The organism is Desulfomarina profundi (assembly GCF_019703855.1).
GTDB lineage: Bacteria > Desulfobacterota > Desulfobulbia > Desulfobulbales > Desulfocapsaceae > Desulfomarina > Desulfomarina profundi.
This window is the reverse complement of record NZ_AP024086.1, coordinates 2563519-2586393: the sequence shown is the minus strand read 5'-3', so window position 1 is coordinate 2586393 and position 22875 is coordinate 2563519. Positions and strand designations below refer to the sequence as shown.

The following is a 22875-nucleotide window of genomic DNA, read 5'->3' as shown; positions in this document are numbered from 1 at the left end:
GCATGCTCAACCTGAATCATAAACAATAAGGAGAGTAAAATGGTTATTCTTAAAAAAGGTTGTTATGTCAATAAAACGCAACTGTTTTGCTGCAGATTTGGTCCTGCAAGTGCGTTTTGATCTGGAAACAGCACGTGCCCGGAAGTTGCCTTTACGTGGATTAATTCTCGGTGAGGCTTCTGTTTCCCTGGGGCGCATGTAAAAAAAATAACCGGACAGGTTCTGGTGGATCTGTCCGGAAAGGAGCCGTGTAATGGTACAATATAAATCATCAATTTTCAATCTTGAAAAAGCTTGTATCTTTCAGGGAAAATCCCATCGTGCAATCTATAATACATTAACAGGCTCTCTGGTTTTGCTCCCCGAAAATGATATCAGGGAGCTGGTTACAAATAAGGGGAAAAAAAATGAGTTGTTAAAGAAACTTGTAGAGATGAATATTTGGGTTGAAGATAATATAGATGAGTTTCAAGTGTATCAGCACTGGTATCAGCAACAGATTCATGACGGACGAAGCGTTGGCTCAAAAATGCTGGTAACAGGAGAGTGTAACAACCGGTGTCGTTACTGTATTATTGAAAAAAGCAGCATTTCCATGGATAGAGAAACGGCAGACAGAATAAATGATTTTTATTTTCAACATATTGAGGAGACATCGCCAGTTGAGGTTGTAGATGATTACTCCGGTGGTGAGCCATGGATGAAGCATTCCCTGATTTTGGAAATTGCTGAAAAACGAAAAACGTTTTGTGAAAAAAGAGGAATTCCGTATAGCTTTCAGATAACGACAAACGGAACCTTGATAAGCAGTAACTCTGTTGAAAAACTGCAGAGAGTCGGATTGGATCGACTCCGTGTCAGTTTTGCGGGGCCTGCAGATTTACATGATTATTTGCGGCCGGGCAGGAATGGACAGGGAACATATGATGTGATTGTCAAAAATCTGAGAGAAATATCAGGAAATATTTCCATAAGAATTGAATATCAATATGACGGGTTGGATGATTCCTATTTGCGCGCACCGGAAATGCTGGATGATTTTATTGACAATGACATTTCGATTGATGATGTGCAGTTTACTCCCATTCTTGCTCAACGGCACAGCGATGAATTCAAGGGTGGATTGGATGATCCGGAAAAACAGGTTTGGTTACAGCATGAAGCAGTTAAGAGAAATCTGTCTCCGCCTGTCGCTCCACCTGTAAATACATGTCTGGCGGAGTTGAAACACAGGTTTGTTTTTGATGCTGCCGGGTTTGTTCTGCCTTGTCCAAGTCTGCAACCCGGGGAAATGGCTTATGGTGATGTTGTTACGGGAATTGATTTTTACAGGGAGGCTGTCATGTGCAATCGTTTATTACCGGAAAAATGCCGACAATGTTCTCTTTTACCTCTGTGTAAAGGAGGTTGCCGAAACCAGGCTCTGATCAAACATGGGAACTTTGACGGTGTAGACTGTAGGTATGGCCAGATACTTTTTTATTCCATGAATTATATTGAGGAGGAAATAAAAAAGGCCGGGGGATCAGTGATCATCTGAGATCAGGCCGGAATCCATGCCTTCTGTAGTTTGTCCATCAACGGATATTGTTCTCCATATCTTTGCGGTCTTTAAGATTTATCTTCAGTATATTTAATATATGTCTTCAGTAAACAATATCTTATTTCTCGATTCAAAGTAGATGACCCCCATTTTTCATCAGTCCAGGTACTTCCTGATCTGCAATCCTGTATCTGACTTTATTTGTTTTTTCGTTATTGTGAGTAAGAAATTTATGTTTTTTCAAAATTGAGAGATATCTTCTCAGGGTATTGTCATGCAGACGAGTACGTCGTTTCATTTGAGAAATAAATTCATTCTGGCTGAATTCCTTTTTTGTTAAACAGGCCAGACTTTCGGCAATGAAAATCTTGTTTTTGGAAAGGATGCCGCTGATGTCTCGCAGTTTTTTCTGCCAGATTTTTATTGCCGGATCGTCTTTGCTGAGTTTGGAGGGTGGGCTGTGATCTGTCCTTTCCAGATTGAGGCTTCCATAAAAATCCGTATCTGTCACCGGTCCTGTCTGGTTGCGAATGAGTATTCTGGTAATGATTCCCTCAAGTTCTCTTATATTTCCTGGGAATTCATATTTGTTGATTACCCGAATAAAGGAATTAGAAATATAGACAGACGATTCATTTGTGAACCCGAGCTCTACTGATATTTTTATAAGAAGGTAAACAGCAATATACAATTTATCCTCCTGTCTCTCTCTGAGAGGTGGAGAGAATAATATTTCACCCTGGGTTATTCTGTAGTAGAGGTCTTCCTTGAAATGTCCGGAATTGACTAATTCACGAAGATTTTTATTGGTTATAAAAATAAATCTGCATTTCACAGGGGTTTCTTTTGCATCCCCGATCCTGCGGATTTGCCTTTCCTGTAAAACCCTGAGCAATATGCCCTGTGCTTCGAGCGGAAGATCGCCGATTTCGTCAAGGACAAGAGTGCCTTCTCCTGCCTTTAAAAAACATCCATCGGTATCCTCCCCTGCACCTGTAAATATTCCTTTTACGTATCCAAACAGTTCCCCGCGAATGAGATCAGGGTTTATTTCGGCACAATTAATTGGCACGAAAGGTTTATTTTTCCTTTTGCTGCCATTGTGGATTCCTCTGGCAATCAATTCTTTTCCTGTACCGGGTTCTCCAGTTATCAGTACGGAAACTCTGTCCATTTTTGCCAGTTTTGAAATTGATTCGTTTACGGTCCGGATAGAGGTTGAATTTCCAATAATTTTATATGAATTCAATTGATTAATATTGTTTCCAGAAGGAATATTGTCTTTTTGCTGATTGTTTTGAAAACTACGTGTAATTGTTTGGGTAATATCTTCTGGAATACCGAGAGCGTCATAATTGGCAATATAACGATGAGTAAACATGACTTAACCTTTGTTGAATAGTGTAAAAAAATATTGTAAATATTGGACAATTTGGTATAAAATAAAACGTTCGCAGAGAAAGCCCAGGTAACCTGTTCTCTGAAATCAGATTGAAAAGAGCTATATTTGTCGCCGTAAAGATAAGAGTGACAAATATATACTGTTTTGTCAAACATTAATTTACAGTCATGGGCGATGCAGGTATAAATAATTTAATGAACGAATATGAGTCAAACTACTGAAATTCTGGAAAGGTTCTACAAGGCTACTCAAACACAATCACATTCTGGGTTGGCAGATTACCTGAAAATTAATCGTCAAGCCGTATACTCGGCAATTCGAAACGATAAAATTCCTAAAGAGTGGTTTTTTAAAATAGCTGAGAAAACTGATTATTCCCTTGATTGGCTTTTTGATGGGAGGGGGCCGATGAAACGTGAACAGGCCTGCTATCTTGAACAGGGAAATTCATGCGAGGAAATGGATACGGATGATAATTATTCAGGAAATGTTCAATTTGAAGATAATTGGATGATTAAAGCAACTGGAGACCCTGTAGAAGATTATCTGGCGACTATAGCATTTTTGGAAAAAATAGTGCTCAAGCAAAGCGAGAAGATCAGTACACCACATGTTGACAGAATAAAGCAGTTTGCTTTGAGTTTTACCGGAACAGCTGCCTGACATCTTTAAGGTGTTGCGGTGATGGAGGTTTCTAGTTGGAGATACCTGCTCACCGGTTCAATGACAATATTCCCTGATTGTAACTTATAATAGTAAACTCTATGATACCTCAAAAGAATACCTTTTCAGAAGGTGATTCTCGTTTGTCTGATGGCAGTTTGGATAACATCGACACAGTCAAGCGAGTAACAGAACTGGAAGCAGAAAATGAAAAATTGAGAACAAAAATAAAGAGGTTTGAAAAACTGCTTCAAGGAAAAGATGAACAAATTCATGCCAGTGAAGAGTTCGGTCGGATTGTCAGTCAAAATATGTATACTTGTGAATATTGGACCACACCTGCTGGAGAATTGATTTTCATGTCTCCTTCTTGTGAGAGATTGACAGGATATAAACCTGAGTATTTTTATGAAAATGAACGGCGCCTGTTAACTATTATAATAGAAGAAGATCTTGTTGAGGTCGTAAAAGAATTAAGAAGAGCTCTGCAGGATCCCAGAAATATACCCTCTTGGGAAGTATTCTTTCGTATCAGGAGAAAAGATGGTGAAATTCGCAAGGTGAGACAGATAAATAAAAAAATATATGGTTTTGACGACGTTTATTTGGGAAAATGGTCGAGTAATATTGATTTGACGGGATTTTCTGAAGAAACAGGTTGTTTTTAACGTCTCCCAAAAGTGTTGATTGTGTTCCGTAGTATTATTCACCGGCCATTGTAAATCAATACGTTACAGTCATGAGAAGGTAAGGCTCTCAGTGGTGCATTTTTGAAAACGGGAGCCTTATTGTAAAAGTGGTACCTTTGCCGGTTTCACTTTTAACGGTAATTTCTCCTCCATGTTTTTTGATAATTGTCTGGCAGATTCCCAGTCCCAGTCCTGTGCCTTTTCCAGGTTCCTTGGTTGTAAAAAAAGGATCGAAAATAGAGGGTAGAATCTTTTTTTCAATACCACACCCATCGTCCGAAATGATTATTGTAATATCTTTTTCTGATGATTTTGTGGTGATTGTTATTGTTCCTTCGTCTTTTATCGCCTGTTTGGCGTTCAAGAGTATATTGAGAAAGACCTGACCCAGCTGGTTGTCGAGAGCTGGAAACTTTTCCAGGGGTCCGAAATTCGTCTTGATGATGATATTACCGTCTCTTTTCAGGGACAGCAATCTGGTTGCCGTATCCAGCTCTCTGTTTATATCGATGAGCTTGTACTCCGTCTCATCCGGCCTGGCAAAACTCATGAGATCCTGGATAAATGATGATATCCTTTTGACGCCGGTCTCCGTATACCTCAGCAGGGTTTCCAGCTGTTTTTTCTCTTTTGTTGAAACGGTTTCTCCATTTTCAGCTTTTCGTGAAATATCAAGGCAAAGTTCGCGCAGCGGGACAACGGCGCCGCTGATATAGTTGAGTGCGTTATTGATTTCATGGCCCAGCCCGGCAGTCAGCAGACCGAGGTTGGCCATTTTCTCCGACTGTACCAGCTGCATCTGAGTCCGCTGCAATTCGGTAATTGACTGCTGCAACTCCCTGTTGGACTGTTCCAGTTCGATGGTTCTCTCTTTTACTTTCTGTTCCAGGTGTTCGCGGAGCTGGTTGATGGTACCGAAGGCCTCTTCAACTTCGGCAACGAGTGTATCAAAAGTTGAATCCAGCAGTTCCATATCGTTTCTTATTTCCGAACCACCGGGAATGGTTTCTCTGATTCTGCCAAGGAGACGGCGAAGGGGAAGAGTGGTTTCCTTGATGACAATATAGAGAATCGGTACTGTAATCAGGATAAAACAGACTACAAGAACGATACTTTGCAACACAAGTTCACGTTTGGCGCTGAGGAACTGTCTGTTGGAAAGTGCCAGGCTGACATATCCGATAAGCTTGTTGGTCGACTTTGCGTTGGGTTCAAAATATAGTTCTTCCTCAGGATTTATACTGATATCAATGGTTATGGGTGAAATGAAAGAAAAGCAGTTTTTCCCTTCAATCACGATATCCTTATCGGGTGCTGGTATGCTGTTGGTGGTGTTTACTCCGCATGGTGAATGCTGGTTATGCAGGGTGTCCGGCCGGATTAAAAGAGGAGAAAACTGTTCGTCATAAATACGTATTTCCTCTACTTCCGGTTCTCTGAGAAGAGCTTCAACCGGAGCTTTCAACATTTTAACACTTCCGGAGAAGACACCCAGTTCCGCATTATGTGCCAGGAGCCTGGTCAGGCTTTTGCCCTGCACCTTGATCTGTTTTTCGAGCCTGGTTTCCTGGAGTTTGTAAAGAAAAAAGTTGAGACCGATAACAGCAATAATCATGCCGGTGGAAAGAAGCACAAACACCCTGGCTGCAAAGCTCGTTTCAAGCTTTTTTTTGATTTTTCCGGGTGTCAAAATAAATTGTCGGTTTTTATTGAGAGAGTTGCCAGTTTTTTCAGCAATTCTCTATTGTAATAGGTACGAATGGAGCGAGGAGCCTGCAGGGAATAGTCAGTTTGCCCATTCTTACGGAGAATATCAAGGGCCATGGTTCCCGCTTCCCTGCCCATGTCAAAAATATCAGCAGAAACTGCAAATCCAGCACCGGTTTTCATATATTTTTCGGCAAAGGTAAGCAGGATGGCTCGGTTACTGATAGAGAACTGGAGAAAGGCGGGAACGGTCTGCCGTGTCAGGATGGTCGGGTCGGGAATCATCCATATGGCATCTGTTTTCTTTTTCCAGGAAGAGAGGAATGTCAGGACTTCCCGGGAAGAATCAATTGGAACTGTTGTCAATGTGATATGGAGAAGTTTGGCGGCCTCTTTCGCTTTTGTGATAAATTCATTGCTGTATCCAGGGCTGTAGGGAACCAGGATTTTTTTGATATGAGGAAAAGTTTTATGTAATTTCTGCAGACTGGTCAGCGGTGGTACTTCAAGTGAAACACCGCTGATTGTGTCACTTGTGTTGTGGAGTCGGGTGCTTCCGGGTACCATGACATGGACAATTGGAATATCCTTCAGTTCCGTGGCAATTTTCAAGGCTCTCTTGCCAACGGCTATAATCATGGTCGGGCGATAATTAATAATTGTCTGTCTCCAGTAGTTGTTGTCTCCACTGTTCTGAAGGACCAATTCTGTAATATTGTGTTGCAGAACAGTTTTCGGGCCGCCTGTACCTTTTTCTGTATTGAGAGCGGACATGATGCCTCTCGTGGCTTCAATATAGGCTGGATGTGAACCGCTCATGAGTATGAGTATCTCATCTGCACAGGCCTGGAGAGGAAAGAGAAAAGAGAGTGCTGAGAAGCAGAAGAACACTATAAATGTCGGCAGGGGAGAAAAAGTAATTTTTTTTCCGACCGGTGAGATCCGGCTGCAGTTGTTTCCCGATATGAGAATATTTTCCAGCAATGGGGACATTTTTTTATAGTTGGTTGGGCAGATCTCTTCTGGGGTACTCATCCACGTACATGGTGTACGTATAAGTACGCTTTCTTACACTTACCGGGGAAAAGTGATTGTCATTTTGTTCATTATAAGAGTGTTGATATTTTATTTTAATCATTTTAATTGCTCTTTGAAAGAAAAAACAGCAATTGCGTGATAGAAAATGCTTTCGATCCCAACCTTTATTCTGAAAATGGCAGCATGATAGCTGTGTTTTCAGGACTATTTTAAAACATTGCAGGATTATAAAGTGGTGGTTCAATTTTTTGTTATGAGGAAAAGGGGATTCAGAAAATCCTACTATCTGTGGCTGTACAGTTCATATTTGGTTGTTTTTGACAATGATTTTTCGTATGGTGACTCTTTTGGGAGTTGTTGAGATCTTCCGAAGGTCTGTATGATATGGGGGTAACGAGTATGTATTGTGAGGGCGAAGTGGGTGAAAGCTGATGTAGTCATTGTCGGCAGTGGTATTTCGGGTTGACGGCCGGAGTGTTGCTGTCGAAAAAAGGTAGAAAGGTGGCAGTGGTTGAAAGGCAGGCTGAGTTCGGAGGTGCTCTTCGTCAGTTCAGACGGAACAGGATTGCCTATGATGTGGGATTCCACTATACCGGCTGTCTTGGACAGGGAGAATTGCTCGATCTGCTCTGGGGGTATTGTGGTGTCCGGACGGAAATTCCGATCATCCCCTGTCGGCTGAAGGGTATGACCAGTTTGAGTTTGCACGACTTGGAAATCCTGTACGAGGTTATTTTTCCTATGGTCGCTTTGAAGCCGAACTTATCTCCTGTTTTCCCGATGAAAAACAGGGAATACAGAAATACTTCGCAACAGTTCGTGACATCTGTGCAGATGTACCTTTTTATAACACCTGCCTGCCCCTGACACCGTTCCTACGTGGATATAAGTCACGGCCCAGATCACTTGCAACTTTTCTGGACACTGTTACCGAAAACCGCTATCTCAGGGCCATTCTCGCTGCACCCGCCTTTCTGTATGGAGTTCCCATTGAACTGGCCTCCCTGGAAATCCATGCCCTTGTTGCCCACGGTTACTATTCCGGTGCGTATACCATCAGCGGTGGGGGACAGGCAATTGTTGATGCCTTTGTGAACAGGTTGAAAACCCAGGAGGGAGAGATGTACTCCTCCTCAGAGGTAACGGGGATTCGGGTCAAGGGCGGGAAGGTCTGCGGGGTGGATATCAGCGGTGGCGGGCACATAGAATGCGACCAGGTGATTTTTACCGGTCATCCGGCACATGTTATAGATATGGTACCCCCAGGGGTTTTCAGACCGGCATACAGCACAAGGTTACGGGAGTTGCGTAATTCTCTTTCCATGTTTGCAGTGTTCGGTCAAAGCAGTCGTCCGGTCGAACTTGCTGACGGTCCACTTAATTATTATCTTCTTCCGGATGAAAACGAGGTCATTCCGAAAAGCAGTTTAACCCCGCCCCATTTCCGCCCGATGATGATGACCGGGACTGCTGTCCGCAAGGGGGAAATCTTGCAGGGGAGAGAAAATGGCATTATATTGCTCCGGCTTGGGTATTGGGATGATGTTGCCGGTTTTGCGAAGAGCTCTCCTGGAAATCGTCCTTCTGCATATGAGGATTTGAAGGAGAATGTTGCCCGGGATATGGTGAGTTCAGCACAGCGGAGGTGGGGAGATATCTGTGGGGAAATAAAGCCGTCTGCCATAGGCACTCCTCTCACATTTCGCGATGAACTGGCAGCACCGGACGGGTGTGCCTACGGAGCTATGCATTGTCTGGATCAGTTTAATCCGGATGTTCGTACCCGGCTTCCAGGTCTTTACCTGAGTGGTCAGTCCACATTAATGACAGGAGTTGTTGGAGCATCCATTTCAGGGTTGGTGGGCGCCGGAGAAATACTTGGTCTTGAATCCCTGTGGGAGGAAGTGAAAACGTGGCAGTGAACAGGGTTGTTATCACCGGAAGGGGGGCTGTATCGCCGTTTGGTCTTGGAGTTCCCCTTCTTCTGGAAAAAATCTGGGCCGGCAGTTCTGCAGTCCGCCATATGGAGGAATGGGCGGAGATCAGGGGACTGCGAAGTCATATCGCCGCACCGGTGCCGGATTTTGACGCCAAAAAATTCCTGCCCAGATCAGCTCGGAGAACCATGGGGGCAATGGCAGTGTATGCAACCCTGGCCACCAGGGAGGCCATTGCTGATGCTGATATCCAACAAGAGATGCTGGAAGGCGGGAGAACAGGGGTTGCCATTGGTTCCACCACCGGGAGTGCAGCTGCCTATGAGGAGTTTTACCTGAAATATCTGCCTGAAAAGGTACTCGACGGGATCAAGTCCGGAGAGTTTTTTAAGATGATGGGGCACAGTTGTGTGGCTAATGTCTGTCTTGCCCTCGGTGTCGAAGGTGAACAGTGGGCCCCGGTAAGTGCCTGCACATCTTCTTCCCAGGCAATAGGTCTCGGGTATATCCTGATTCAGGCGGGACGGCAGGATATTGTCCTGTGCGGAGGAGCGGATGAGGCCCATGCTTCCGTAACCGGCGTTTTTGATCTGCTGCGGGCAGCCTCCTTTAATAATTCGGACCCTGAGGGCGGATGTCGTCCCTTTGAACGGGATCGGGATGGAGTTGTCTGCGGTGGTGGCAGTGGAATTCTTGTCCTTGAAAGCCTGGAATCAGCAGAGAGGAGGGGGCGAAAATATATGGTGAGATTGTTGGGTTTGGCAATGTTACTGACTGCGGGCATATTGCCAGCCCGGATAAAAAGATGATGATACGGGCAATGGAACTGGCCATGGGAGAGGGTGGTCTTGTGGCTGGGGATATCGATTATGTCAATGCCCATGCGACCGGGACGGAACAGGGAGATATTGCCGAGGCCGCGGCGATCAGTACCGCTGTGGACAGGGCAATACCGGTCAGTTCCCTGAAGGGCCATCTCGGTCACACTCTGGGGGCCGCGGGAGCCCTTGAACTGATAGTTCTGTTGGAGATGCTCGAGCGGCAGGAAATTATTCCAACGAGAAATCTGGGCAGTATTGACCCCCGTTGTGCAGTTGTTGACCTTGTTGGGGAGAAGCGGGTGGCAAACCTGGAAACAGTGTTGAAAAATAATTTTGCCCTGGGAGGAGTGAATACCTCCCTGGCGATAAGGAGACGTACTCTATGATTTCCGACGATGAACTTCGGCAGAAGGTAGTTGAGGTCCTGGCGGAAGAATTTGAACTGGACCCGGAAGAAATGGGCCCTGAGGCAACCCTGTACGATGATCTGGGTCTGGACAGCCTTGATGCGGTGGATATGGTCGTGGTTCTTGAAAAAAGTTTTGGTATGAAGCTGACCGACGAGGAAGCCCTGCGCTCAATCCGTACCATGGAAGATCTCTTTCAGTTTCTCATACGGTTGAAAAAAGAGCAGGAAAAAGGCTGAACCGTTGAAGAAACTGTTTTTTAATATTTACTTCTGGTCGTTGTTCACCTTGGTTACCTGCGTCGGTCTGCTGATTCTGCCTCTGATTCTTTTCGTCAATATTTTCCTGCTGGGCCGCCCTCTGGCGTCCGGCCTGAGAAGGGCCATACGATTTTACGGTTTTGTTCTTGTTCGCCTGATATCATTTCTTGACCCTGTCAGGGTTGAGTTTTGCGGGGACCATCTTCCCTCACCGGCCGTCTTTGTCGCCAACCATAATTCCGCTGTTGATCCCTATCTTTTCGGTCTGATAGCTACTGAAAACGGATTTGTAACCTCGTGGCCGTTTAAAATTCCGGTCTATAATGTATTCATGCGTCTGGCCGGTTACGTTAACGCAGAAGCGGGTTGGGAAGAGGTTCGGGTGAATTGCAGACAGTTGCTGGAAGCAGGGAGTTCCGTCACTATCTGGCCTGAAGGTCACCGTTCCCGTAACGGTCGTCTCGGTCGCTTTAAAAACGGTGCATTCGCCCTTTCTGTTGAGACTGGTTTTCCGGTGGTTCCTGTCTGTATTCTCGGATCCGGCAGGGTATTGCCGCCAGGCGCCAGAATGCTGACCCCGGGAAAGATATACCTTGTTGTCCTGGAGGCGGTCTATCCTGAGACAGGGGAGCTTAAGGTTGAGGAAAAAATCCAGCGACTTCGCTCAAAAGTGTATACAAGAATTGAGGAAACATTGCAGAAGAGGGGACATTTTACAGGGAGTGACTCTTCTATTTGAAAGGCCTTGTTATGAATCAGAATAATCCATATAGTCTTGAGCAGGCACTTGCCCTGAGGAGGGCACCCCGGCACGAGATTGAAAAAAAACAGTTACACCTGTTGAAAAAACACCTGGAAAAAGCCCGCAGGATACCGTTCTACAGGGAGATTCTCGGCCAGGATGAACAGGCCGTATCACTGGAATCTGTTGCCGACCTTTCGCAGCTGCCCTTTACCTGTCGTGATGATCTTGACCGCTTTCCCAAACGATTTGGTCTTGCCGACAGTGAGAATATTCGGGACATCGCCCTGACTTCGGGCACCACGGGGGAACCGGTGATTATTCCCTACAGTGGAGCCGATCTCCAGCGCCTGGCCTTTAATGAAGCGGTTGCCTTTCATGGCGCGGGTGTGAAAAAAGGGGACAGAGTGCTGCTGACGGTTACCCTGGATCGCTGTTTTATCGCGGGACTGGCCTATTACAGCGGCATCACCTTTCTCGGGGCCAGGGCAATCAGGAGTGGACCGGGACAACCGGCGCGCCAGTGGCACATCATCGAAAAACTGAATCCGGGGGTAATTGTCGGAGTGCCCAGTTTTTTAAAGGAGATCGGTGAATGGGGAATGGACAAGGGGCTGGCCGTGGCCGATTCCTCTATTCATACCATTATCACTATTGGAGAACCGGTACGGCGGCCTGATCATTCTCTTACGGCGCTTGGGGAACAGGTTGAGAGGCTGTGGGGAGCAAAGGTGCGCTCTTCCTATGGTGCTACGGAATTTGAGACGGCCTTTTGTGAATGTGTCAAATCCTGTGGTGGACATGTGCATCCGGAACTGATGCTGGTGGAGATTGTTGATGATTCCGGGTGTTCCCTGCCGGACGGAACAGCTGGAGAGATTGTTGTGACTCCTCTTGGTGTGGAAGGCTTTCCCCTGGTTCGATTCAGAACAGGAGATATTGCCCGTCTTGAGAGTTCACCCTGTTCCTGTGGCTGGAATACACAACGTCTGGGGCCCATTGAAGGCAGGCTGGCCCAGCGGTTGAAGTACCGGGGAACCACGTTTTACCCCGAAACTGTCTTTCATGTTCTTCAGGAAGATGACCGGATACGGGGTGCCTATGTGGAAGTGCGCGTCGCTGCCGACGGTGCAGACGATGTGACGGTGGTCGTCGGCTGTGATACCGATATCGGCCAGAAGAGTATTGAAGAGAACCTCCAGGCTGCACTGCGCGTGCGACCTGCTGTAAAAATTCGCAAGAGCGGAGAGGTTGTGGCCAAGATGTTTGAGAGTGGCGGTAGAAAGCCGAAGAAGTTTTTTGATTATCGTTGAGGGGTTGAGGGGTTGAGGGTTAGGCGTTGGTAGTGAGGAGTGAGGCGTTAGGCGTTAGGTGTTAGGTGTTAGGGGTAGGTTGGTTGTTTTATTTTACGCTACGGAATACGACTCGTTTGGGTCGAAAGGATAACAGGCTGTAATGACGTGTTTAGGTGATCAGCTGGGGATGGAGTTTTCCCCGGAAGAAATAGCTTGGTGCAGGAAACGAAATGGATTGCTTTCCCTGGAACTGGAATTATCAAGGGTGTGCAATCTGCGATGTGTATATTGTTATGCCTCCTCCGGGACAGCCCTTGAAAATGAACTTTCCCTGGATGAAATTTTCGATGTCATAGGACAGGCAAAGGAGCTTGGGGTTAAAAAAATCATAGTACTCGGTGGTGGGGAACCGCTCCTGTACCCTCACCTTTTTGAAGTGATTGACGAGATTCTCAGTGAAAAAATCGTGGTTGATCTTTTCACCAACGGGTTGTGCCTTACCGGAGAAATGGCAGAAGAACTCTACAGACGCGGGGTCGGTGTCATTCTCAAAATGAACAGCAGAAAGGCAGAGGTCCAGGATTATCTGGCCGGAAAAGATGGAGCATTTGCCGCCATCAACCGGGGTCTGGAGGCATTGCAGGAGGCGGGCTATCCTGATATGGAACATCCTCTCGGGGTGGAAACAATCATCTGCAATCAGAATTATGACGAGTTGCCTGACCTGTGGCGCTGGGCCAGAAGGCTTGGCATTGTCCCCTATGTGGAGGCAATGACCATGCAGGGCAGGGCCACGGAACACGATGACCTGGAGGTTGAGCCGGCAATGGTCAAGGCACTTTTTGAGGAGCTGTCCCGAATCGACAGGGAGGAATTTGGTTGTACCTGGAATCCCCATCCTCCACTGGTGGCCTCCCAGTGTGCCAGGCACGAATATTCCTGTACTGTTACCGCTGTCGGTGAAGTGCATCCATGTCCGGGTGTCAGTGTGGCCGCCGGGAATATACGTGAAAGAAAACTTGCGGACATCCTGAAGGACAGTCAGGTTATCCGTGAGCTGCGAAATATCCGGACAACTATTAAGGGTCAGTGTGCGACCTGTGATATCAGCGATCACTGTTATGGCTGCCGGGGGCACGCCTACCAGGTCACTGGAGATTATCTGGCGGAAGACCCGCTCTGCTGGCTGAAAAAGGACAGTTGATCCATGAAACGACCGGATGGGGTTGACAAAAACTGGATATTTTCCGACCAGGCGGATGAGTCTGTTTCCGCTCTGCTGGGAAAGGTGCCAGGCCGATGGGGGCGGATGACTCCTCTCTGTCGCCTGCTGATTGTACAGAGCGCTCAGTTACTGCAGGATCGCGGGTTGCTGGAGAGCGGTCACAGATTCAGTGATTCCGGTCGCAGGGTTGGTCTGATCGGCGGTACAAAAAGAGGTTCTCTGCATACAGACCTTGCCTTTGTCGATTCCATGGTGGAAGGATTGGCCAGTCCGGCTCTGTTTGGTTATACCCTGCCCAATATTCCCCTGGCTGAAACAGCTGTGGCATTTGGATTGACAGGTCCGGTTTTTGCTGTGTTTGAGAATAAAATACCTTTGAAAAAGGCAGAACTGGAGGCCAGGCGTTTTCTGGAATCCGACAGGACTCTGGAGTTCATGCTCGCCTGTGATTTTGATCATTATCACACCGTGGACGGGCAGGAGGAAATATCCGTAAATTTAACTGTTGTAGAAAGAATATAATGCAGACTGTAACCCTGGTTTATCCCAAGTGGCATAAGATTCCCGAGCAGACCGAGTTTCATCTCCCACCCCACGGACCCGTCTGTGTGGCGGCATCCATTCCCGATAAATATGAGGTCCGTTTTATTGATGAGAATGTGGATGCAATAGACTTTGAGGCGGATACCGATGTGGTTCTGCTCTCCATGATGCTTACCTGTCAGCTGCCCCGGGGGCGGGAAATTGCGGCGCTGTATCAGGAAAAGGGGGTGCCGGTCATCGCCGGTGGCATCTCTACCATGCTCCATGCCGGGGAAGTGGAAAGTTTTGTTGATTCCATCTTCCTGGGAGAAACGGAAGACGGTCGTCTGGCCACTGTCCTGGACGATCTTGAAAAGGGACGGTTGAGAAAGAAGTATGACTATTTCCACGACTTTCCGCCAATTGAGAGCGTTGGTCCTGCAGATCGGTCCGTTCTTAACGATGAACGGTATGTGTACAGGGGAGTGAGAATGGTGGATCTGGTTCACGCCTCACGGGGGTGCCGGTTTAACTGTTTTCCCTGTGCCACCGCCTACCTGGGCGGCAGGCAGTTTCGTCCCCGTCCCATTGAAAAGGTGGTGGAGGAGATCAGCGGTATTGACAATAACCGCCTCTTCCTGGTGGACAATTCCCTGGCCCAGGACAAAGGATGGGTGATGGAGCTGTTTGAAGCCCTTATTCCCTTGAAGAAAAAGTGGATCAGCCATCCAATTCTTGATGAGGATGATGTTATTGCCAAGGCGGCGGAGGCCGGTTGCTGGTACGTGTACCAGGCGGTTTTTGATACCTCTGATGTGATCAGAAACCGGGTAAAACGCCTCAAGGATCACGGCATCGGAGTCGAGGCGGCTGTGCTGCTCGGTACCGACAACCAGGATGCGGATTACATCAAAAGGCTGGTGGATTTTTTGCTGGAAATTGATGTGGATATGTCGGAATTCTCCATTCTCACCCCTTTCCCCCATACCCCCGTAACGGCCACCTACGAGCGGGAGGGACGTATTCTTCACAGGGACTGGTCCCGTTATACCACGGCAGAGGTTGTTTATAAGCCGAAAAATATGAGTCCGGATACCCTGCAGGAAATGTACAGCTATGCCTGGAGGACGTTTTACCGGGATATGTCCCAGTCTCTGCGCATGGCCCGGCTGTTTTCCGATCTTGTTAAAAAGGAAATGGCTGACGGCACCTATAAATCCATGAAACTGTCGGAAGAGCGAAAATGGGCGGGAAACTGACCCGGAACATACGGGCAACCTGCCTTATCGTTTCCGCCAACCAGGTGGTGACACCGTATCCCGTCTATCCCATTGGCGCAGCCTATGTGGTTGGGGCTCTGCGCCGATCCGGTCACAGGGTGTACCATTTTGACCTCCTTGCCGATGGCGGGTTAAATGGTCTGATGGAATTTCTCCACGGAAAGAAATATGATTTTGTCGGAGTCTCCATACGTAACCTGGATACCGTTGACAGTGCCGACCCGAGGGAATACCTTCAGGATATTCTGAAAACCGTCCAGGGAATCCGGAAACAACTTGATACAATCCTGGTACTGGGCGGTCCCGCCTTTTCCATTATGCCCGAAAAATTACTCACCTTTCTCCAGGCGGATTACGGTGTGGTGGGAGAAGGTGAGATCATCGTTCCCTGGCTGGCAACGGAACTGGCAGCCGGACGTAGGCCGAAAGAAAAGATTTTTGTGGCCAGCCCCCGGGAGGGGGAGTGGTATCCGTCGGATCTCAGCACGAGTACAGTCAGGTATTATACGGAGCATGGGGGAATGCTCAATGTCCAGACCAAGCGGGGGTGCCCGTATGGATGCAGCTACTGTTCCTATCCCATGATCGAAGGGAAGACACTGCGCTATCGTGATCCGGAAGATGTTGCCGAAGAGGTTATCCATCTGCAGCGGGAATCCGGAGCCCGCTATCTCTTTTTTACTGACAGTTTTTTCAATGATTCGGAGAAGAGGTTTCTCCAGGTGGCCGAGGCCCTTATCCGCAGGGAGAACAGGCTGCCCTGGTGTGCGTTTTTCAGGCCCCAGGGCCTGGAACGGGACGATCTCAGGCTGTTGAAGCGGGCGGGCCTGGCGGCCATGGAACTGGGGACCGATGCGGCAACGGACCTGACTCTGGCGGGAATAGGGAAAAATTTCAGTTTCGAGGATGTCCTGCAGGTTCACCGGCGTGTGGTGGCTGAGAAGATCCCCTGCGCCCATTTCATTATGTTCGGCTGTCCCGGTGAAGATGAAAGGACCATGAAAGAGGGGCTGGCCAATATCGAAAAACTGGAAAAGAGTGTTGTCTTTGCCTTTATCGGTATCCGCATTCTGCCGGGGACCGGTATCTTTGACAGGGCCGTGTCGGATGGTATCATAACGGGGGACGAGCCCCTGTTGACCCCGGAATATTATTATTCCCCCGGGATAGACAGGGAGCGAATGGAAGAGATGATACTGGATTCGTTCGGGAACAGGATGGACAGAATTTATCCCTGTCATGAATTTGAGGAACGTATTGCCATGCTGCATGACATGGGTCACACGGGACCTTTGTGGGATCTCCTGCTGACAAAGGGGAGGCGCTGATTCAATGGTAAGTGATCAGGGGCACGGCATATTCGCACGGTCGCGACTGCCCGCATAGAGGGGCTATAGCGGCCAGTCACGCCTGCACGAATCTGCAGCACCCCAGATCACTTACAGGTTTATATACGGATGAAGACACAGAATTACAAATCCTGTAACCAGTTACATTTAATGTCCCGTCTCAAGGTTCTGCTTGTAATCCCGGTCTACAATCATGGTTCAACCTTGGGAGATGTGGTCCGGCGTGCGATTCCGACTGGATTTCCTGTGCTGGTTGTGGATGACGGCAGCAGTGATGGTGGCCTGGACAGGGTGGCAGAGTTGAACTGTTATACCCTGAAGTTTTCTGAAAACAGGGGTAAAGGGGCGGCCATCCTCGCTGCAGCAAATTTCGCGGCAGAGCGAAGGTATGATGCAATTCTAACAATTGATGCTGACGGACAGCATGACCCCCGGGAGGCTGTAACGCTGACTGCCGAGGCTGAACGGGGAGAGTGGCCGGCAATTATTATCGGAGCGAGGAGGATGGTCCAGGAAACGGTCCCTGGTTCAAGCCGGTTTGGCCGGACATTTTCAAATTTCTGGGTACGTCTGGAAGCGGGAAAAGAGTTGAGTGACACCCAGAGTGGTTTCCGGCTTTATCCGGTTCGGGAATTGATTCAGCTGCCCCTGGAACGTAAACGGTATGATTTTGAGATTGAGGTCCTGGTGAAGACAATCTGGGCCGGGCTTGACGTGCGTTCTGTTGATGTCTCTGTCCATTATCCGCCACCCGGGGAGCGGATCAGTCATTTCGATAAAATAATTGATAACTGGCGACTGACCCGGATTCACAGCAGGTTAGTATTTCGCCGTCTTCTGCCATTGCCGAACAGGCAGCTGGTTGTGAAAAGTACAGAAAAAGAGAAGAAGCCGACCGGCGGGCCCTGGCGGATCTTAAAAAACCTCTGCAGGGAAAATGGTTCTCCCTTATGGCTGGCAGTTGCTGTCTGGATTGGTATTTTTCTGGGTGCTCTACCCCTTATTGCCTGCCATACGATTGTTATCATCTATGTGTCCCATCGCTTTCATCTCAATAAAGTTGCGGCGGTGGCGGCCAGTCAGTTCTGCATGCCGCCCCTGGTTCCGGCCCTCTGTATCGAGACGGGATATTATTTCAGGACCGGCCATTTTTTGTTCGATCTGTCCCATGAAAAATGGTTATTTGAAGTTCACCATCGGATCTGGGACTGGCTGCTTGGTTCTCTCCTGGTCGGGCCCCTGCTCGGTCTGATCGGGGCAGCGATTATTTACTTCGCCGCACGAAGTTTCAGCAGAGGTGGCCGGGACGTCGGCTGAATTGAGGGAAAGATGGCTCTGAAAAAACAGCTGGAGGCATTGGGACACTGGTTTTTCTATATGACCATGCGGGTTTTTGGTCATGGTGGAGGTTCTGTGCTGCTGGTTCCGGTGATTTTCTGCTATGCACTCTGCAGCCGCGGGATTCACAGAACAGTTCGCCCCTATTTCAACCACAGGTTTCCCGGGCGAAAGGCCTGGAAATACTGGTGGTATACTTTTAAAAATCTTCTCTCGTTCGGGCAGGTTCTTGTTGACAGGGGGTGGATAGGCTTGACCGGGGACAGCAGTTTTGACGGTGAGTTTATCGGTTATAATACCCTGCTGGACCTCATAGAAAAAAAGAAAGGGGTTGTTCTTCTGACGGGCCATGTGGGAAACTGGCAGGCCGCTCTTGCCAATCTTGACGGTCTGCCGGTGAGGGTACATGCCCTGATGCAGTATGATCGGCAGGCTGTGGCCAAACATTTTTTCGATATCAGGGGAAAGCGGAGTTTTGAAATTATTGATGCCGATGGTCCCTTTGGAGGTATGATTGACGCTGCTGCCGCCCTTCAGAGGGGGGAGGTCGTGACCATAATGGGAGACAGGTTGATCAGCGGTTCCTCCTCCGGCGTTGATTTTCTGGGTGAGCCCATGAAGCTGCCTGATGCGGCCTATATGCTGGCGGCAACGGCAGGGGCGCCGGTGGCTGTTTTATTTGCTGCCAAGACCGGTCGGAAGACTTACCAGCTGAAAATGTGGGATTATTTTTATCCCCGTTACGAAGACAGGTCCAGGAGAGCACTGATGTTGAGGGAGTGTGCGGGGAAATATATTGCGGCAATGGAAGCATACCTGCAGCAATTTCCCTTTCAATGGTATAATTTTTATAATATCTGGAAGCAATAATGATGATCTCGTAAAAAGTCGTTCAACGTTCCCAGATGGACTCTGGAAAAACTTCGATATACAAGGCGTGGCGGTGTCGTGTAAGCGCAGGCGTACATATGGTACGTCGAGCATTACACGATCACCCCACAACGCAGTAGATCGGAGTTTTTACGAGTCCATCAATAATAAAAAATCTGATTGTTCATGAAACTCAGGTTGAGTTTTGTACGTATTCAGGAAAAAAGGAAAAGCGGAAAATTATGGAAGAGACGAAACAAAAAATCAAGGAAATATTGATTAATGATTTAAAGGTACAGGGTGTTACCGTTGACGGTATCAGTGATACTGATCCGCTTTTCGGGGAGGGACTGGAACTGGATTCTCTGGATGCGGTTGAGCTGGTGGTTCTGATTCAGAAACATTTCGGTGTGCAGATAGCCGACATGGACGAAGGCCGGAAAGCTTTCGAATCCATTGAATGTCTTGCCCGCTATATCCTTGATAATAAATGAATTGTTGATTTTATACACTATGTTGTTACATTAACACCTATTGGTGTGGCATTAACAGTCAGAAAACTGTCAAGGAGGAAAAATGAAAGTCAGAATAGTTGTAATTTCTATTTTATCTTTGTTGCTATGCGCATCTACAGCGTTTTCCAGGGATGTGAAGAAAAATTTTTCAATCAGGGATGCCATGGAAAAACCCGTTGTTCAGGACGTGCTGAATAATGGTGTTGCTCTTTACTGGGGGGACCAGCCTCATCCGGCCGTGGTGCGGGAATACGGCACCTTTAAAAGCAATAAAAGGACCAATGGTTTCCGCAAAAAACATGACGATGCCTGTGCCCGGGCCCTTGCCTCTGCCCTGGTTGCTCTGCAGGATCGTGCCGACCGGGAGGGAGGCAATGGGGTTATCAACATCAAATCCTATATCAAGAACAGGGAAAATTCCAGCTCAACGGAATACAGCTGCCTGGTTGGCGGTATGATGGTCAATGTGGTTCTCAAGGGAACCGTGGTTCAGCTGGCCCGATAGTTCAAGGCCCAGGGAGCGCATATGGTGGGTGAAGGAGCGCCTTTGATCGCAGTGACCGGTTGTGGTGTGGTTTGCGCGGCCGGTGGCAGTAGTACAGAGGCGATGGCTTCTATTGCTTCATGGACGGTTTCAACAGCCATGAAGGGAGAACCGTTTTTTCCTCCACCTGCAGCTCCCTGTTTTGTGGTGGCCGGAAAATTACCTGCTCTTTCCTCTTCTTTTTCCATTGATGATTCGGTACTTGCAGGAGTCAACCGTACCCTCCTGCTGGCCCTGGCCGCCATCAATGAATCGTTGGAGCAGGCCGGAATCAGTGCAGCAGATTTGAGACGGAAGCGGGTCGGGGTTGCTCTCGGCACGACGGTGGGCTGCACTTTTCATAATGAACCCTATTATATTGACTGGAAAGAGGGCAGAGATCCTGATGAAAAGCCACTGCGTACTTATCTGTCGTCAAACCTGGCAGAGCGGGTACAAGGGATTCTCGGTGTTCGGGGGCCACGGGCGGTTATTACCAACGCCTGTGCGTCAGGAACTGACGCAATAGGACTTGCCAGAAACTGGTTGCGCCATGGCCTGTGTGATATTGCCATTGCCGGCGGTGCTGATGAGCTCTCCCGGATAGCCTGTCACGGCTTTAAGAGTCTCATGCTTGTCTCTCCGGAGGATTGCAGGCCTTTTGACAGGGACCGTCAGGGGCTGAACCTGGGTGAAGGTGCAGGGATTGTTCTGCTGGAAAGAGATGAGCAGATTATCGCTGAAAAAAGAGCGTGCCTGGGCTGGATCCGGGGATATGGTATCGCCGGAGACGCCCACCATCCCACGGCCCCGCATCCAAGTGGTCGCGGATTGCAGTTGGCAGTACGGATGGCCCTGGCTGACGGCAATGTTACAGTTGGTGATATTGCCATGATCAATGCCCATGGTACGGGGACTCCGGCTAATGACAGGGCGGAAACCAGGGCTGTTTATGAGCTCGGATTGAATTCTACCGGACTATCCATGATTTCCACCAAGGGGGTTACAGGACATACCCTGGGGGCTGCCGGAGCTATTGAGGCAGTTTTCACCTTGCTTACTCTGAACAGGGGAGAGGTTGCCGGCACCGCGGGATGTCGTAACTGTGATCCCGACTTTCCTGTTGCTGTTCTGGCTGAAGGAGAAACATCACCCCTGGGGGGAAGGATTGGAATGAGTCAATCCCTGGCTTTCGGCGGTTCCAATGGTGTTCTTGTGCTGGAGGGGGCGGGATGATACGGATTCTCAAGGTCTGTACCCTGGAGCTGGCGGAACTGGAAACACCGGCAGAACTGGCAAAACAGCTGCGCAGGGCTGACGATTATATCAGGCTGGCCGTAGTTGGTGGATATAACGTTCTGAAGGAAACAATTGAGATTGGGGATATTCCCCATGGGCGACGCGGTCTGTTTCTGGGAACGGCCTTTGGAACGATGGAGACGAATTTTGATGTGTTGGATCAGATTATCTCCGGCGAGCAGACCTCACCGATCCTCTTCTCACACTCTGTTTTCAATGCGGCTGCCGGGTATATGGCTTCCGTTTTTTCTCTTCGGGGATGCAGTCTTACCATAACCGATTTTTCTCTGCCTTTTTTCAGGGCGCTTGAGCAGGGAGTTCTGGCCATTGCTGGCGGTATGCTGGACAGTTGCATTGTCCTGCAGGTAGAAAGTTACAGTGCGCTCTTAAATGATGCTGCAGAAAAAATGAATCCTGATGTTCAGCCCTGGACTCCCGGTGTGGTCTGCTGGCTCCTTGCAGATACTGACCAGGAAAGGGGATGGCTCCTTGAAAAGGTTTCAGTGGAAGCGGGAATTCCTGAAAAGACGGAATGCTTCCCGAAGAATTTTGGGGAGATGATTTTTAATAATGAAAAGAGATGTGACTGCCCTGACCCGCTGGCACCAGGCAGGATTTTAACGAAAGAGATGGTGAATGGCAGAGCTTCTCTGGAGTGTCTGGTCAGGGCACCATCTGCTGCTGTTCGGTGCAGACTTCTGGTGTGAAAAAAATATGAGTGATAAAGATAAAAGAACAGTATTTATCAGTGGTGCAAGCAGGGGCATCGGTGCGGCTATTGCAAAGGATCTGGCGCGGAGCGGCTATGATATCTGGTTGAACTACCGCTCGTCCACCGGGCAGGCCAAAAAAGTGAAAAAAGAGATTGAAGCTTTTGGTCGCACCTGTACTCTCCTGCCCTTTGATGTCTCTGATGAAACTGCGGTGAATGAGAATATGGAACCTCTTCTCAGGGATCAGGTGCCGTATGGGCTTATCCATAATGCCGGGATCACCAGGGATACGTTGTTACCGCTTATGCGCAGGGATGAATGGGATTCTGTTATCGATGTTCATCTCAACAGTTTTTTTATCCTGGCCCGCCTTTTTTCCAAGGTGATGCTTTCCAGGAGAGAGGGGCGCATTATCTCCATTGCCTCCCTTTCGGGTGAAACCGGGCAGGCGGGACAGGTGAATTATTCTGCGGCCAAGGCAGGCCTGATCGGGGCTTCCAAGGCCCTGGCCCGGGAACTGGGAAAAAGAAATATTCTTGTGAATGTCGTTTCTCCCGGACTTATTGAAACGGAAATGATAGAAAAGTTACCCTTGGATACAATCCTGCCCCTTATTCCCCTGGGTCGTGTGGGGAGGGTGGAAGAGGTCTCCGGGGTTGTACGCTTTCTGCTCAGCGAGGAAGCTGGTTATATTACCGGCCAGGTTTTCAGTGTTAACGGTGGTATGTACATGTAAT

Annotated in this window: 24 protein-coding genes and 1 pseudogene; 22 read left to right on the top strand and 3 right to left on the bottom strand. The window is 48.3% G+C overall.

Features of this window, described 5'->3' with window-relative positions:
• The first annotated feature begins 64 nt into the window (after positions 1-64).
• A complete protein-coding gene (locus LO777_RS11910; RefSeq protein WP_228854117.1) occupies positions 65-202 on the top strand; it encodes a hypothetical protein in 138 nt (45 codons plus the stop codon).
• 51 nt (positions 203-253) lie between these two features.
• Positions 254-1540, top strand: a complete 1287-nt coding sequence (locus LO777_RS11905; RefSeq protein ID WP_228854116.1) for a radical SAM/SPASM domain-containing protein — start codon at positions 254-256, stop codon at positions 1538-1540.
• A 133-nt stretch (positions 1541-1673) separates the two neighbouring features.
• Here the strand turns inward: LO777_RS11905 and LO777_RS11900 are convergent, their stop codons facing one another.
• Complete coding sequence (locus LO777_RS11900) at positions 1674-2924, bottom strand: sigma-54-dependent transcriptional regulator (RefSeq protein WP_228854115.1); 1251 nt, start codon at positions 2922-2924, stop codon at positions 1674-1676.
• A gap of 225 nt (positions 2925-3149) precedes the next feature.
• Here LO777_RS11900 and LO777_RS11895 point away from each other — a divergent pair, with 225 nt between their 5' ends.
• Together LO777_RS11895 and LO777_RS11890 are read left to right on the top strand one after the other, a co-directional pair.
• Entirely contained in the window at positions 3150-3608 is a 459-nt protein-coding gene (locus tag LO777_RS11895) for a helix-turn-helix domain-containing protein (protein WP_228854114.1), read from the top strand.
• A gap of 101 nt (positions 3609-3709) precedes the next feature.
• Complete coding sequence (locus LO777_RS11890; protein ID WP_228854113.1) at positions 3710-4276, top strand: PAS domain-containing protein; 567 nt, start codon at positions 3710-3712, stop codon at positions 4274-4276.
• Positions 4277-4364: 88 nt separating this feature from the next.
• On the opposite strand, the gene LO777_RS11885 is transcribed toward LO777_RS11890, so the two are convergent.
• Both LO777_RS11885 and LO777_RS11880 read right to left on the bottom strand, forming a co-directional pair.
• Positions 4365-5987 (bottom strand): sensor histidine kinase, encoded by a 1623-nt coding sequence (locus tag LO777_RS11885; RefSeq protein WP_228854112.1) that lies wholly within the window; start codon positions 5985-5987, stop codon positions 4365-4367.
• Positions 5984-6997 (bottom strand): ABC transporter substrate-binding protein, encoded by a 1014-nt coding sequence (locus LO777_RS11880; protein WP_228854111.1) that lies wholly within the window; start codon positions 6995-6997, stop codon positions 5984-5986. Before LO777_RS11880 ends, LO777_RS11885 begins: the two co-directional genes overlap by 4 nt.
• Before the next feature lie 519 nt (positions 6998-7516).
• Between LO777_RS11880 and LO777_RS20690 the strand changes: the two are divergent.
• The 18 genes and pseudogenes from LO777_RS20690 to fabG all read left to right on the top strand — a co-directional run.
• Positions 7517-7609: pseudogene (locus LO777_RS20690) on the top strand (hypothetical protein); the annotation flags it as partial.
• Positions 7610-7680: 71 nt separating this feature from the next.
• Positions 7681-8964, top strand: a complete 1284-nt coding sequence (locus LO777_RS11870; RefSeq protein ID WP_228854110.1) for a phytoene desaturase family protein — start codon at positions 7681-7683, stop codon at positions 8962-8964.
• Complete coding sequence (locus tag LO777_RS11865; protein WP_228854109.1) at positions 8955-9788, top strand: beta-ketoacyl-[acyl-carrier-protein] synthase family protein; 834 nt, start codon at positions 8955-8957, stop codon at positions 9786-9788. Before LO777_RS11870 ends, LO777_RS11865 begins: the two co-directional genes overlap by 10 nt.
• Positions 9692-10186, top strand: a complete 495-nt coding sequence (locus LO777_RS11860) for a hypothetical protein (RefSeq protein WP_329955743.1) — start codon at positions 9692-9694, stop codon at positions 10184-10186. Before LO777_RS11865 ends, LO777_RS11860 begins: the two co-directional genes overlap by 97 nt.
• Positions 10183-10446 carry an acyl carrier protein gene (locus tag LO777_RS11855; RefSeq protein ID WP_228854108.1) on the top strand — a complete coding sequence of 88 codons (264 nt, stop codon included), beginning with the start codon at positions 10183-10185 and terminating at the stop codon, positions 10444-10446. Before LO777_RS11860 ends, LO777_RS11855 begins: the two co-directional genes overlap by 4 nt.
• A gap of 4 nt (positions 10447-10450) precedes the next feature.
• The gene (locus LO777_RS11850) at positions 10451-11206 is read left to right on the top strand and encodes a lysophospholipid acyltransferase family protein (protein WP_228854107.1); all 756 of its coding nucleotides are present in this window, start codon (positions 10451-10453) and stop codon (positions 11204-11206) included.
• Positions 11207-11217: 11 nt separating this feature from the next.
• Positions 11218-12522 carry a phenylacetate--CoA ligase family protein gene (locus LO777_RS11845; protein WP_228854106.1) on the top strand — a complete coding sequence of 435 codons (1305 nt, stop codon included), beginning with the start codon at positions 11218-11220 and terminating at the stop codon, positions 12520-12522.
• Between the two features lie 142 nt (positions 12523-12664).
• A complete protein-coding gene (locus LO777_RS11840) occupies positions 12665-13708 on the top strand; it encodes a radical SAM/SPASM domain-containing protein (RefSeq protein WP_228854105.1) in 1044 nt (347 codons plus the stop codon).
• 3 nt (positions 13709-13711) lie between these two features.
• Positions 13712-14251, top strand: a complete 540-nt coding sequence (locus LO777_RS11835) for a beta-ketoacyl synthase N-terminal-like domain-containing protein (RefSeq protein WP_228854104.1) — start codon at positions 13712-13714, stop codon at positions 14249-14251.
• A complete protein-coding gene (locus LO777_RS11830; RefSeq protein ID WP_228854103.1) occupies positions 14251-15510 on the top strand; it encodes a B12-binding domain-containing radical SAM protein in 1260 nt (419 codons plus the stop codon). Before LO777_RS11835 ends, LO777_RS11830 begins: the two co-directional genes overlap by 1 nt.
• Complete coding sequence (locus LO777_RS11825; protein ID WP_228854102.1) at positions 15495-16859, top strand: lipid biosynthesis B12-binding/radical SAM protein; 1365 nt, start codon at positions 15495-15497, stop codon at positions 16857-16859. Before LO777_RS11830 ends, LO777_RS11825 begins: the two co-directional genes overlap by 16 nt.
• 171 nt (positions 16860-17030) lie before the next feature.
• Positions 17031-18197: a DUF2062 domain-containing protein gene (locus LO777_RS11820; RefSeq protein WP_228854101.1), complete on the top strand. Its 1167-nt coding sequence runs from the start codon at positions 17031-17033 to the stop codon at positions 18195-18197.
• 12 nt (positions 18198-18209) lie between these two features.
• Positions 18210-19088, top strand: a complete 879-nt coding sequence (locus LO777_RS11815; RefSeq protein ID WP_228854100.1) for an LpxL/LpxP family acyltransferase — start codon at positions 18210-18212, stop codon at positions 19086-19088.
• Between the two features lie 242 nt (positions 19089-19330).
• Positions 19331-19582, top strand: a complete 252-nt coding sequence (locus tag LO777_RS11810) for a phosphopantetheine-binding protein (protein WP_228854099.1) — start codon at positions 19331-19333, stop codon at positions 19580-19582.
• Positions 19583-19664: 82 nt separating this feature from the next.
• The gene (locus LO777_RS11805; RefSeq protein WP_228854098.1) at positions 19665-20108 is read left to right on the top strand and encodes a hypothetical protein; all 444 of its coding nucleotides are present in this window, start codon (positions 19665-19667) and stop codon (positions 20106-20108) included.
• Between the two features lie 21 nt (positions 20109-20129).
• Positions 20130-21362 carry a beta-ketoacyl-[acyl-carrier-protein] synthase family protein gene (locus tag LO777_RS11800; RefSeq protein ID WP_228854097.1) on the top strand — a complete coding sequence of 411 codons (1233 nt, stop codon included), beginning with the start codon at positions 20130-20132 and terminating at the stop codon, positions 21360-21362.
• Entirely contained in the window at positions 21359-22132 is a 774-nt protein-coding gene (locus tag LO777_RS11795) for a beta-ketoacyl synthase chain length factor (protein WP_228854096.1), read from the top strand. The genes LO777_RS11800 and LO777_RS11795 overlap by 4 nt, the downstream gene beginning before the upstream one ends.
• A gap of 7 nt (positions 22133-22139) precedes the next feature.
• Entirely contained in the window at positions 22140-22874 is a 735-nt protein-coding gene (fabG, locus tag LO777_RS11790) for a 3-oxoacyl-ACP reductase FabG (RefSeq protein WP_407929143.1), read from the top strand.
• The last annotated feature ends 1 nt before the right edge of the window (position 22875 follow it).